Raw genomic sequence first — 11,504 nt, 5'->3', positions numbered from 1 at the left:
GAGCATGGTTACGGTCCGGGAGCAGCCACCTCCGTCATGGGTTGGTGGGTTCACTGCGACTGGATCACGAATGCCCCGGCTGACGCGGGCGTCGAACACTGATACTCCCGTTTGGCGCCTTCCAGCCGGGGCATTCAGCCTCTCTACGCGTGCAGCTCAGACAGTGTCGTCACCGGAGGATCAGGGCCTAAAGCAACTGTCCCGCAGCAGGCAGACAGTCTGGGTGAGTGCCTGTCCTCCCGGCTCCAGGGTCGGCAGAGTGGATCGTTCGTGGGCGATGGGGTGGCTCTCAGATGTCTCGCCAAGTCGACTTAGGCCGATCAGAGACGATCCCTGGCCAGCCGAAGCTAACCAGGGATCAGGTGCGAGACCGTTAGTGATCGCTCATCGCATTGCCTTCCCAACCTGCCGCCCGAGCCGCCAGAGCCGGCGGATCCAGCCCACCGATCCAGGGCCCGAGAGTTGTTTCCCCTCGTGGAGCCCGCATTCGGGGCACCCCAGGTCCGCAACCACCACCTCGAACCAGGCTTCTGGATCGGAACTCTCGGCGATCAGGCTGGGCACGCCAGCGCTGTGGCTGTCGTTCCAGTGGAGGTCGCCGCCGAGCGGGTGTGTGCAGTTTCCCGCTGAGCCCTGCCAAGGGAACAGCTGGTTCTGCCAGGTTCCGTCCCTGAACTTCACGATGCGAGCGCCACAGTCGACGCACTCGAACCAGGACATTTCACGTCGCAGGTACTTGGTGTCCCACGACTTCGCGCAGTGTGCGCAAGAGACATCAGCCATTTCGATACTCCCTTCGATCGCCGCCTGGGTCATGGCCAGGCGACTACTGCCTGAGTGACAGTGGGCCAGAAGCCGGCACAGGGCCGGCACCTCACCCGCAGTCCTCAAACGGCGAGATGTCACAACGACGGGCTCTTGCCCTGCGCAGAAAAAGAAGACCCACGCCGACGGAGCGCCAGGCTCGATCGGCGAGGGTCGCCCGGAGTACTCGATTTGTCGGTCCAGGTCAGCGGGAATCTGCCTGGCTGCTGATGCTCACGGTCATCGCCGCTGGGGGGTCCCGTCCGGCCTGGACTCTGACCGGGGCTTCCGATGGCCACGGTGCGAATCAGGATTTGGTCCCGGCCAAGCCATCATCGTGCGGAGGCAGCGCTTCAGGGCCGGTGGTGACATGCGGGTGTGCAAGGTGGTCGGCCATGCCGTCGCGGTCGATGATCAGTACCCGCCAGGGCGCCGGGATGACGTTCGGCTGCGGACTGCGGCGGTGTAGTTCGGCACTGGCCAGTGCCACTGCGTCGCTGGTGGCCTGGGCGGCGCTGCCGTATCCGGTCTGCAGGGTGACCGTGGCAGTGATGCCGCCTTCGTCGCCGATCAGCGTCACTTGGTCGTTCGGATCGGCGGCCGCCCGGTTCAGGATCGTCGCAACCGTGGCCCTGGCGATTGTGTATTGCAGTTCGGCGTACTTGTGGACGAGATTGGTCAAGCGGTGCTCCTCTACTCGGCAGGCTCGGTGCGCTGCGCGCGTTGGGCGTCGACCGCGGCTCGGTCCTGCCTGGTGGCGTCATCGACGCTGACCAGCCAGGTCAGCGGTACCGAGGTCAGCATCTGGGCCGGATGAACCGGGTCACGCAGGATCGCGAGTTTCTGGCGGGTGTTGGGGGTGGTTGCGACGCCAACCCAGCGCGCCGTGATGCGATTGACGCGGTGCCGCAGTCGGGCTTCGCGGTCGAGCCAGCCCGGACGGCGCAGTGCAACGGAGACGAGGTCATCGTGGCGCGTTGCGGCTGTGGCCTGAGCTTGCGCGATGCTGACGCGGTGGCCTGCTCTCACACTGGCGATTGAGCTAGCCATCGCTGGTTTCCTTGCCCGCCGGTACGCCGTAGACCGAGGCTGCCGCGGCTGGATCATCGCGAGTCAGTTGGTCGCCGGCCAGGTAGGTCAGCTTCTGTTCGCGTGGGCTCCAGCAGTTCTCGGTGAGCAGGTAACGGTGACCGGAGACGATCAGGTAGCCGGCGGTTTCCAGCGAGGGGTGCACTGGGATCCATAAGCCAGTCACGAACAAGGGCGTGGTCCACCCGATGCCCCAGACGTAATCGCCTGGATTCAGGTCCTTCACCACAACGGGCTGACTCATCTATCCATCGCCTCGTTCCCGGACCTGTCGATGACCGTCGGTTCCATCAGGCTGCACTGTCAGACTCTCCGGCGATCCCGCCGCTGCCCAAGTGCACAAGGTGGCGAGGTTGACCGCGGCGATGTCAGTCGAAACCATCACCGCGCCGGTGAAGTGATCGCAGACCACGTGAGAAAAGATCACATGCTGTTCGAGTGGTTGCTTCAGGGTCCGCTGGACCCCACGGGGCCAGTGGCCGTGGGCGGTGAACGCGCGTCCCTCGACTCTGGCGTCGAGGTAGCTCTCAGCGGCGTGCTGCCAGTCGGTGCTTCCCAGGTTCTCGTCGGTGAACTGTGTGAATTCGGCGCGATCCGTAATGAGCTGCATCGAGTGCTGTCTCCAATGGACTAATGCCACAGATCGCGGCTGCCGATCGGTGGTCAGGTGTTGGGCAAGGGTGGGTTCGCTGGCTCACCGGTGCGAGTGCTCGCGGCGGGTCAGTTGTAGAGCGGGGCTCCAGGGTCCTTAGGTATCCGCGGGTTCAGCGAAGATGGTTTCGACGCGTCGATAGAAAGCCGGCAGGGGTTGTGCTCAGGCGATCCGGTCAGTACCTGCAAGCTCGTCCCAGCTGGCCGTGTGCGCGGTGAGGTCCAGGTCGTGATCCGCGGGGACCGGCTGGTTGACTTCACCCCATTCGTGCCAATGCGCGAGCCTGGCCTCTACTTGGGCATGGTCGATCCTTGAATCACCGTGGTGGTGGAGCAGGCGATCCGGCACCTCCGCGTCCTCGACGGCATGGGCGGTCAGTAGCAGACCGGCGAACTCCGGCTCGCCCAACGCGCACAGCAGGTCGGCTAGCGTTGTTGCCTCAGAACACAGCATCCGCGGCGCGAGGTCGTCGACCATCGCGTGCGTGGCCCAGGCAGCACGGAAGGCCTGCGCAGCACGCAAGACTCGGCCGCGACGCAGGAAGTGCCACGTCTTCGTTAGCAGTGGTTCGGGCATGCGGTGGCACCTTCCGATTCGGTTTCGATGATGGGCCCCTCATAGGGGCGGCGATGGATCCGGGATTGGTTCAGAGGTGGCTGTTTAGCCCTGCTCAGAGGCGGACCGTCTTCGGAGCCAAATCAGACCCATCGATATGTGTCGACGCCGGAGTTGCCGGGGACGGGAACGTCCTCACTGCCGGAGGGGCCCGGAGGTGGTTCCCGTCCGCAGATGGTTGCTATGCGCACCGGATGCGATCAGCTGAAGGGGAGTTCGGAGCCGATCGACGAGTGCTGCGCACCGACGAGGACCTCGGCCTGGGCCGGCGCAGCTGCACGGACCGCCTGGTTGGTCTGCTCGGCCGCGACAACGCGTTCGGCAAGGCGGGCCTGAGCCACCTGGAGTGAATCGAGGAAGGTGACCTTCTCGACAACGACCTTCAGGTCATAGATGTTCTCGCCGTCGCGCAGGTAGGAATCCAGACGCAAGGTCGTACTCAAGGCGACCTTGTCTCCCTGATGGATCTTGGAGAAGGGCGTCTCCTCGAAGGCTGTCTCCTTGCGCACGAACGCCTCGACCGGGATCGCATCCGACAGAGCCTCGCCCTGGGCGTTCTTGTAGTCGCGGTCCGCGAAGACCGTGAAGACGACCTTCTGCGAGCCGTCGCTGTTGCTGAACCGCTTCGGGTCACGGGCCAGACGGCCGACGAGGGTTCCGTGGTTGACCGGGTTCGACATGTTGTCTCCTTGGTGAATTGGTTGGATGGCAATGCAGGCACGGCTATGGACTTGTTGATTCCATTGCCGAGGGGGCTTGCTGCAGGTGGCTGACTTGGGTCGTGGCGTGCCTCGAAGGGCCGAGCCGTTCAGGGGACTCGTCACGATTCAGTGGTCATCTCGACGCCCGGATCGGCCTCGCCGATCGAGTGCAGTAGTCCTTTTCTGAGTCGCGGATCAACCACGCCGATCTGGCGTGGTGTCCTTGCTGTGCTTGGGTTCCTGGTCTCTGTCAGGGTCGGTCGAACACCTGATGCAGGAAGAGGGGCTGTGATGACGGGCGCGCCAGAGCCACCTGAAGCAACATCAGACCGGCCATCACAACGTCCTGCGGGTCAGCTCTTCAAGCGACTGCGAATGTCCTGCTCGAGTTCTGCGAGCTCGCTGACGTTGGCACCTGGGGCGGCAGGTTGCTTGAGGGCCGCAAGGAACGAAATCAGGTTCTGGGTCCTCAGCTCCGCGTGGATCTTGTCCTGGATGCGCCGCTGCTCGTCGGCGAGCTTCGCGAGTTGTTTCTGTGCTACTGCGATGTCGATTTCGATCTCGCTCGGATCGTGTGCGCGCATGGGGCAGTCCTCCTGTAGACGCCATAGGCCCTTCCCGTCGAGGTGTCATGCACCAGACGACGGGAGGGGCGGTTGAGTGGCGACAAGCAGACCGCCGAGGCCGAGATCAGCCAGACCAGGTGTGCTGTCCAGATGAAGCCCGGATCAACTCCGTTGATCCCTGCTCGTGCCCTGCAGCTCTGCTGAAATCACGCTGGGTCTCTACCTCTCGGATGCCTTGCGGGATCTCCTGGTCATGAACAGTTTCGTCGTCCTACCGGGACAGCCTGGTCAGTCGTCCTGCTTCGGGAGGATTCGCAGGCGCACGGCCCGCGACGAGAACGGTCCGACGCTGTGTTCGCCGACGATCTCGGCCAGGCCCGCATCGACGAGGCTCTGAGCAACACCCTCGCCTTCGGACCAGTCTTTGACGAACACCTCGTCGTCGGCGCCTCGCGAGATGCCGTAGGCATCGAGCGAGATGCTCAGGTACTCCTCGGGCTCACCGTCGCCGGTGTCCAGTACGAGTAGGCCGGTGGCCGGGTCGTGGAGCACAGTGCCGACGAATCCGACCAGGCCTCCGGAGAAGCGGATCGGTACCTCGTTGCCGATGGTGGTCATGGTTGGCTCGGGCATGGTCATTGGGGTCTCCTTGGCGCCCTTGAATGGGCCACTCGGGGGGATGCAGACGGCGTACGCCTGTAATCGCGTGGCATCTTCGGTGGCGGCAATGGGCCGCGTGATCGTCTCGGAGCGAGACAGCCGTGGATCAGCTATCGCGAGCCTTTCCATGGCCTCCTGCGGGAGGCGGCCGAATGCCTAGTCCACGAGCCTGGGGTTGGGCATCCTGTAGCGGGACGCGGACCGAAGCGGCGGCCAACGCCTAGCGATCTGTGTCGCTCGGAGGCGCCGTTCCGCTGCGAGTGGCGGAGGCGGTCGGAGTCGTGGTCGGCTCGACGGTGGTAGTTGCAGTTGCTGTCGGGGACGGCGTCGGTGTGCCGGTCGGCTCCGGAGTACTCTCGCGGTCAGCTACGCAGCCGTACCGGGCGCCGTACCCTTCGGGCCATACCCCGACTGTGTAATAGCCGGGATAGTTTGGATAGGCGCGGTAGTCCCGCCCGTAGTAGTTCACGATGACCGGCTGAGGTGCGACCGGCATGTTCTTCCGATACGGCTGCGACCAGTTTCGCCCACCGGTGTTGTAGCCGCCCCAGGTGGTGGGCTTGGTCGACGTGCGCCAGTACGGGTTCGTTGTCGTCTTCTTGCTGCTGCCCAGGTTCGAGCCAGAGGTCCTCATCGGCCGGTCTTGCACCTTCGACGAGGTGCGCTGGGATCCCGGCCTCGGCGGGCTCGGCTTCGACGGGCTACCTGCGGTGGCGGCACAGGCCTGCTGATCGTCACTGCAGGCCACCAGTGCACCGGCGCCGATCAGTACGACGGCGAGGATTCGTGCGATGTTACGGAAGATCACGGCTCTCCTGTCTTCGCGGCCACCACGCAGGGCAGCACGGGGATGGTGTTGCAAGTGCGCCTCAAGCACGTCATCGAGAAGTCGTTGTCAGCGAGCTGGCTTGTCTCGCCACCGAACCGATAGCCGCAACTCATTGCGCGGCGCCGGCCGCAGCGAGAATGACGATCTCGTCGGGCTCGTAGGCGCAGCTTTCGTCGTCGCCGACGCGCGTGCGCACACTCAGTTCGGAAGCGAACGGGTTGGGCTCCCGCACAACGACTTCGACCACCTCGGCGATCGCGAGCTGAGGCAGCCCGTCGTCGTTGCAGATCGGCACGACCACCTGGTCTCCGGTGCAGCCGGTGGCGCCGAGCTTGTCGGTGAAAGTAGCGGTACTCATGACGGTGTCCCACTTCCATTGGATCGCGCCGCCGCGCTTCCGTGCGTGGTCATCGCTGGGGACTGTTTCGAACTGGCCAGGATGCCGGCGAGGTCGATCCTGCGGCCGCGCGCGATCTCGGCGGCGGACACGACGATGCGATAGCCGCCGGCCGGATAGCTCGGGTGGTCGGACGAGACCACAGCACAGCTCCACGCACCGCTGTTGCGCTTGCGCGGCAGCGGCTCCTTGCCAACGCGACCAGGACGCGAATCCGGCCGGTAGTCGAGGGGTACAACGACGACACGGTGCGGTTCCGCGGTGCGCGGCGGCTTCCAGGGCAGCTCGACCAGCATGTCCTGGGGCCAGTCTGCAAGAGTGATCGGCAGCGTGGACAGGTAGTGGTTGGTCGAGCCCTCGGGGGACTGGGCGAGTCGTGCCTGCTCCTGTCCCTCGGTCTCGAGGTAGCCGATGCGTTCGAGGAATGACATGGTGATCGGTGCTCCCGCTTCGGGATGTGGGTCGGCGAGTACGCGACTCAGGCCGGATCAGGCCTGCGCGTACTCCACTGCGTAGACGGGCACGTTGGCGCACAGGGCGTCGAAGGTTGTCGGGAACTGTGACCAGTCGGTGTTCTCGTCGATAGCGATGTCCACCCGGTCGCGGTAGGCGATGACGTAGGCCGCTGCCTGGCGGTCGACGTACGCAGCGCTCTCGCCTTTGAACGGGATCTGGTGCCAGGTTCCGCTGTCGGAGTTGACCGGAAGGTTCAGGGTGATCAGTCCGGCGTCGATTCGGTTCATGGTGTTTGTGGGCATGGCAGGTGGTCCTCAATGTCGTGTCGATGGATGAGACCTGCAGTGGTCATTGGAGGCCCTGCGCACGCTTAGTGCTGTGGGTTCCGGCGCCCGGACTCAACCGGGCGCCCTGCAACCAACCAGGTTTCCTCTTCGCTGAGATCCCGGATCGACTCTGTCGATCGCACGGACCCCAGCCCACCCACAGACCCAATGAACCATTAGATAGACATTACATGAGTATCTAAATAGCTTAGTATGATGTATTCATAAAGGACGTGGATGCCCATCGGGGAGGTTCGGCATGTCGGCAGTCGTCAACCAGGATCGCCGGGAGCGCGCGGTCGTGCGCCTCCATCCGGACGTCAAGCAGCGGGCGGAGTACTGGGCCCAGCGCCGCGGCTACACGTCGGTCAACGAGTACATGGCCGAGGCGGTCGACGAGAAGATCCGGCGAGAGAACCTGGACTACGACCTGCCGACCCTTGAGATCGCCCGGCTCAATCAGCTGGTCGACGAGGTCAAGGCTTTGTCGACGAACAGCGCGAACCTCGAGCGGGTTGTCACACAGGGCTTCGACTCCCTCATCGGCCTCACTCGAGGCGACAACTATCTGCTCGATGCCGAGGACGGGGAGTTGTGATCATGGGTGGCAGCAGTTTTCAGGACCTGCTCGAGGACGCGAAGGCCAACGACTCCATGGAGGTCGACACGTCCTTCCTCGACGAGTTCCGGCGGACCAGCACCGGAACCCCTCCGCCGGTAGAGGAAGCCGCATACGACGAGCCGGCCTTCGACGTTGCCGAACCACCGATTGAAGATGCCGCTCTTGCCGCGCAGGCAGCCGGCCTCCCGGCGTCCGAGCCAGTCCCCGACATGCCCATCCCCGAGAGAGTGGCGCACGATGTGCTCGAGGTACTGGGCGCAGGCAGCCCGACGAACCACGGCGGTAGCCCGCGCCGCAGCCCTTCAGGCAGCGGCGGTACATCGGCGCCCCTACCGAACTCGCAGCAACCACCAGCGACGTCTCCCGGATCGAATGACACAGATACGAGTGGTCCACGGCCGGCGATCGGAGGACCTCAGGAGCTCGATGCGGTGCTGGACGCAGAGGACGAGCGGAACCTCGACCGCCTGGCCGTGTCCACGGTGTCAGCACAGCGCAAGACCGACCAGCAGGACGCGATCCAGGCGGCAACCGGGACAAGGGGCGGCGGCAGCAGTGCTGCTGAATCCCTGCCGGAGTCAGGTTTCCGGATCATCGGCCTGGCGAGCCAGCCCATGGTGCGGAATCTGCCTCGCCTGCTCGTGGATGCGCTGCGCTTGCAGTTGCGCTCCGCGGCCGTACGCGAGCGAGGTGTCAGTGACAAGGTGGCCGAGGCGTTCAGCCGGCGGCTGAGCCAAGGCGCTCTGGTGACGGCCTTCCTGCTGGCCCAGCTGGACGTGCGCATGGAGACGGACCCGGCAACGCAAGCGGCCGTCGCGCTCTTCCGCTCACAGGACCCGCTGCTCGGTTCGATAGCCGGGCGCCTCGATGCCCTCGAGCAACTGGAGCACGAGCGCACCACCCAACTGGAGCGTCTACACGCGATGACTACAGCCATCCAGCGGACCAGCGCCGTCATCGAGCAATCGGTGGCGTACTCGATCGCCGACCGCACGGTGAACTTCCTGCGCGGTTCGCACAACATCCATGACGCGCCGATCACACATCAGGACGCCATCTACATCCGCGACAGAGCCCGGGATGAGACGCGCAAGCGCAGCAAGTTCGAGGACGACCGGGACGGAAGGCCGATCCGGTAAGCACGAAGCCCTGACCGACCTCCAGCACGCGATCAGCATCCGGCCTCAGGAGGGCCCAATCGCAGTAGTCGCGACCGGCCCCCACCCTCACCTCATCACTCCATCCATTCAAATAGTCATTGAATAGACTATTGAATGACTATCAGGATAGGCTGTTTGGTGTCCGCGATGGAGACATCTGAGGTGGAGTCGATATGACTGTGGGGATCCTGACCGAGAAGCCGTCGGCCGCGCGCCACTTCGCGGCGGCGTTGGGAGGCAAGAGCGGCAGTTACAACGGAGAGCGGTTCGTCATCGCCCACGCGCGTGGGCACCTCTATGAGTTCGTCGACCCGCACCAGATGGTGTCCGATCCTGCCCTGGCAGGCAGGTATCACCAATGGGACCTGGCGAACCTTCCCTGGGACCCGCGCGACCTCACCTGGGACCTGGAGGTCATCAAGGGCGCCGCCAAGGTGGCGCAGGAGGTGAAGCAGACGCTGGCCGGCTGCGACGAGATCGTGATCGCGACCGATGTGGACCCAACGGGTGAGGGCGGCATGATTGCCGTGAATGCGTTCCTTGAACTGGGACTGCGGCCGAAGTCGTGGTCGCGCATGTATTTCACCGACGAGGCACCGGTGTCGCTGCAGAAGGCGTTCTCGTCGCGTAAGACGATCGCTTCGCTGCAGCACTTCGACGAGTACGCCAAGGCGATCTACCGCTCCAAGTTCGACTTCCTGTCGATGCAGTGGACCCGTTGCGCAACCAGCATCGCGCGCTCCCGCGGCCGGGACACGGTGCTGCGGCAGGGCCGGCTGAAGTCCGCGATGGTCAAGCTCGTCGGGGACCAGGTGAAGGCGTACAGCGACTACGTCAAGCAGCCGTTCTTCCAGAACCGCTTCCGCGACGAAAACGACGTCATGTACACGAACCCGAACGAGCCGCGATTCGGGCAGAAGGCTCAGGTATCGCAGCGGTACTCGGCATCGGCGGTCGTGCTCGACGCCACGGTGACGAAGCAGACCGCGCCGCCGCGGCTGCTCGACCTCGCGGCGCTGTCGTCGATGCTGGTGGGCAAGGGTGTGAAGGCCAAGCTCGTCCTCGAGACGTACCAGAAGATGTACGAGGCACAGGTCGTCAGCTACCCGCGCACCGAGGACAAAACGATCACGCCCGAGCAGTTCAACGAGCTCGCGCCACTCGCCGGCAGCATCGCCGCGGTCGCCGGTGTCGACATTGCTCTTTTGACGCACCGCAAGCCACGCCGAACACACGTCAAACCTCAAGGCGCGCACGGTGCGAACCGGCCGGGACCGAAGGTGCCTGCGTCGCTGGACGACGTCGCGCAACGGTTCGGCCAGACCGGCCGCCTCATCTACGAGACCCTGGCCAAGAACTACCTGGCCATGCTGGCCGAGGACTACGTCTACGAGCAGCAGAAGGGCCACGTACAACGCTACCCGGAGTTCGTCGGCATCGCGAACGTGCCCAAAAACGCCGGCTGGAAGGCTGTGTTCGACCCGGACTCCGGCGACGATCCTGCAGACGACTCCGCTACGGGAGACCCGCCTGCGACCGAGAACGGCAAGGGGCTCGGCCGCAACGCCGAGCCGTTCGTCTTCGAAGGCGCGAACAAGCGCCCCGAGCACCCAAGCATGAAGTGGCTCATGAAACAGCTCGAGAAGCGCGACGTCGGCACAGGCGCAACGCGGACCTCGACCTACAGCGAGCTGACCTCGACGAGCGCGAAGTACCCACTGCTCGTGGAGCGCGGCCGCAAGCTCACCCTCGCCGACGCGGGCCAGCTGAGCTGGCTGCTGCTGCCCGGCACGCGGATCGGCAACCTGGATCTCACAGAGAAGATCTATGCCGACATGCGCGACATCGCCGCCGGAACCGCGACCGCCGAGGAACGCCTCGCCGTCGTCGCGGATTGGGTGCGCGACGACATCACGCAGATGGAGAAGAACGCCGCGGCAATCGAGATAAAACCCGGGCCGCAAGGCACCGCGGTCATGCACAAGGAGCGCGCGACTGGTATCTGGGCGAAGACCGGCCACTCAGTGACATTTGCCCGCACATGGGGTGGCCACCGGTTCAGCGACCAGGAAGTACAGCAGTTGCTGGCCACCGAAACGATCGAGTTCCAGGCCAGGAGCCAGCAGGGCAAGACCTACGACGTCTTCGGTGAGCTGGCCGAACAGACCTTCAAAGGCAAGAAGTTCATCGGCTTCAACAAGCTCGGGCTCGGTCGTCGCGACGCCAACGGCGCTGCCCAGGCGCCCAAGGAATGGTGCTCGCACGTCTTCACACCCGCCGAGCTCAGACAGCTCGCCGCCGGTGGATCGGTGGAGGCCGGCGACTTCGTCAGCAAGCAGGGCAACTCCTTCCAGTGCAAGGTGTGGTTCAAGGAAAACAAGCCCGGCGAAGGCAAGAAGATCGTTCCCGACTTCGACACCTCGCTCCCGCCGATGAGTTGGTGCCAGCACGTCTTCACTGACGACGAGCGCACCGCGCTGGCCAGCGGAACGAGCATCCACGTGAAGGGACTGACCTCGGCCAGAGGCAAGAAGTTCGACGCGGACCTCACCTGGAAGGACGAGGACGGCGGGAAAAGGATCGTGCCGGCCTTCGCATGAACCCCGCGGCAGCAACAGAAAGGACTT

16 protein-coding genes are annotated in these 11,504 nt (G+C 64.5%); 3 read left to right on the top strand and 13 right to left on the bottom strand.

Annotated elements, in window-relative coordinates; all coding sequences use genetic code 11:
* Window positions 1–384: 384 nt before the first annotated feature.
* From ACFCV3_RS32205 to ACFCV3_RS32145, 13 genes are all read right to left on the bottom strand, one after another.
* Window positions 385–816, bottom strand: a complete 432-nt coding sequence (locus ACFCV3_RS32205; RefSeq protein ID WP_376036366.1) for a hypothetical protein — start codon at window positions 814–816, stop codon at window positions 385–387.
* 295 nt (window positions 817–1,111) lie between these two features.
* Entirely contained in the window at window positions 1,112–1,486 is a 375-nt protein-coding gene (locus ACFCV3_RS32200; RefSeq protein WP_376036364.1) for a hypothetical protein, read from the bottom strand.
* Between the two features lie 11 nt (window positions 1,487–1,497).
* Window positions 1,498–1,854, bottom strand: a complete 357-nt coding sequence (locus ACFCV3_RS32195; protein ID WP_376036361.1) for a hypothetical protein — start codon at window positions 1,852–1,854, stop codon at window positions 1,498–1,500.
* A complete protein-coding gene (locus tag ACFCV3_RS32190; RefSeq protein ID WP_376036358.1) occupies window positions 1,847–2,137 on the bottom strand; it encodes a hypothetical protein in 291 nt (96 codons plus the stop codon). The genes ACFCV3_RS32195 and ACFCV3_RS32190 overlap by 8 nt, the downstream gene beginning before the upstream one ends.
* Entirely contained in the window at window positions 2,138–2,533 is a 396-nt protein-coding gene (locus ACFCV3_RS32185; RefSeq protein WP_376036355.1) for a hypothetical protein, read from the bottom strand.
* Between the two features lie 174 nt (window positions 2,534–2,707).
* Entirely contained in the window at window positions 2,708–3,121 is a 414-nt protein-coding gene (locus tag ACFCV3_RS32180) for a hypothetical protein (protein ID WP_376036353.1), read from the bottom strand.
* Window positions 3,122–3,360: 239 nt separating this feature from the next.
* The gene (locus tag ACFCV3_RS32175) at window positions 3,361–3,840 is read right to left on the bottom strand and encodes a single-stranded DNA-binding protein (RefSeq protein WP_376036350.1); all 480 of its coding nucleotides are present in this window, start codon (window positions 3,838–3,840) and stop codon (window positions 3,361–3,363) included.
* A gap of 374 nt (window positions 3,841–4,214) precedes the next feature.
* Window positions 4,215–4,445 carry a hypothetical protein gene (locus ACFCV3_RS32170; RefSeq protein WP_376036347.1) on the bottom strand — a complete coding sequence of 77 codons (231 nt, stop codon included), beginning with the start codon at window positions 4,443–4,445 and terminating at the stop codon, window positions 4,215–4,217.
* Window positions 4,446–4,715: 270 nt separating this feature from the next.
* The gene (locus ACFCV3_RS32165; RefSeq protein WP_376036345.1) at window positions 4,716–5,066 is read right to left on the bottom strand and encodes a hypothetical protein; all 351 of its coding nucleotides are present in this window, start codon (window positions 5,064–5,066) and stop codon (window positions 4,716–4,718) included.
* Between the two features lie 241 nt (window positions 5,067–5,307).
* Window positions 5,308–5,895 carry a hypothetical protein gene (locus ACFCV3_RS32160; RefSeq protein ID WP_376036343.1) on the bottom strand — a complete coding sequence of 196 codons (588 nt, stop codon included), beginning with the start codon at window positions 5,893–5,895 and terminating at the stop codon, window positions 5,308–5,310.
* A 130-nt stretch (window positions 5,896–6,025) separates the two neighbouring features.
* Complete coding sequence (locus ACFCV3_RS32155; protein WP_376036340.1) at window positions 6,026–6,274, bottom strand: hypothetical protein; 249 nt, start codon at window positions 6,272–6,274, stop codon at window positions 6,026–6,028.
* A complete protein-coding gene (locus tag ACFCV3_RS32150) occupies window positions 6,271–6,744 on the bottom strand; it encodes a hypothetical protein (protein ID WP_376036337.1) in 474 nt (157 codons plus the stop codon). The genes ACFCV3_RS32155 and ACFCV3_RS32150 overlap by 4 nt, the downstream gene beginning before the upstream one ends.
* Window positions 6,745–6,801: 57 nt before the next feature.
* A complete protein-coding gene (locus ACFCV3_RS32145; RefSeq protein WP_376036335.1) occupies window positions 6,802–7,071 on the bottom strand; it encodes a hypothetical protein in 270 nt (89 codons plus the stop codon).
* Between the two features lie 283 nt (window positions 7,072–7,354).
* On the opposite strand from ACFCV3_RS32145, the gene ACFCV3_RS32140 reads away from it, so the two are divergent.
* The 3 genes from ACFCV3_RS32140 (at window position 7,355) to ACFCV3_RS32130 (ending at window position 11,477) form a co-directional block, all read left to right on the top strand.
* Entirely contained in the window at window positions 7,355–7,693 is a 339-nt protein-coding gene (locus ACFCV3_RS32140) for a hypothetical protein (protein WP_020385236.1), read from the top strand.
* A gap of 2 nt (window positions 7,694–7,695) precedes the next feature.
* Window positions 7,696–8,856, top strand: a complete 1,161-nt coding sequence (locus ACFCV3_RS32135) for a hypothetical protein (RefSeq protein ID WP_376036332.1) — start codon at window positions 7,696–7,698, stop codon at window positions 8,854–8,856.
* 194 nt (window positions 8,857–9,050) lie between these two features.
* Window positions 9,051–11,477: a DNA topoisomerase gene (locus ACFCV3_RS32130; protein ID WP_376036330.1), complete on the top strand. Its 2,427-nt coding sequence runs from the start codon at window positions 9,051–9,053 to the stop codon at window positions 11,475–11,477.
* Window positions 11,478–11,504 lie beyond the last annotated feature (27 nt).

This window comes from Kribbella sp. NPDC056345 (genome assembly GCF_042262745.1).
Classification (GTDB): domain Bacteria; phylum Actinomycetota; class Actinomycetes; order Propionibacteriales; family Kribbellaceae; genus Kribbella.
This window is presented reverse-complemented; position numbering and strand designations above follow the sequence as displayed.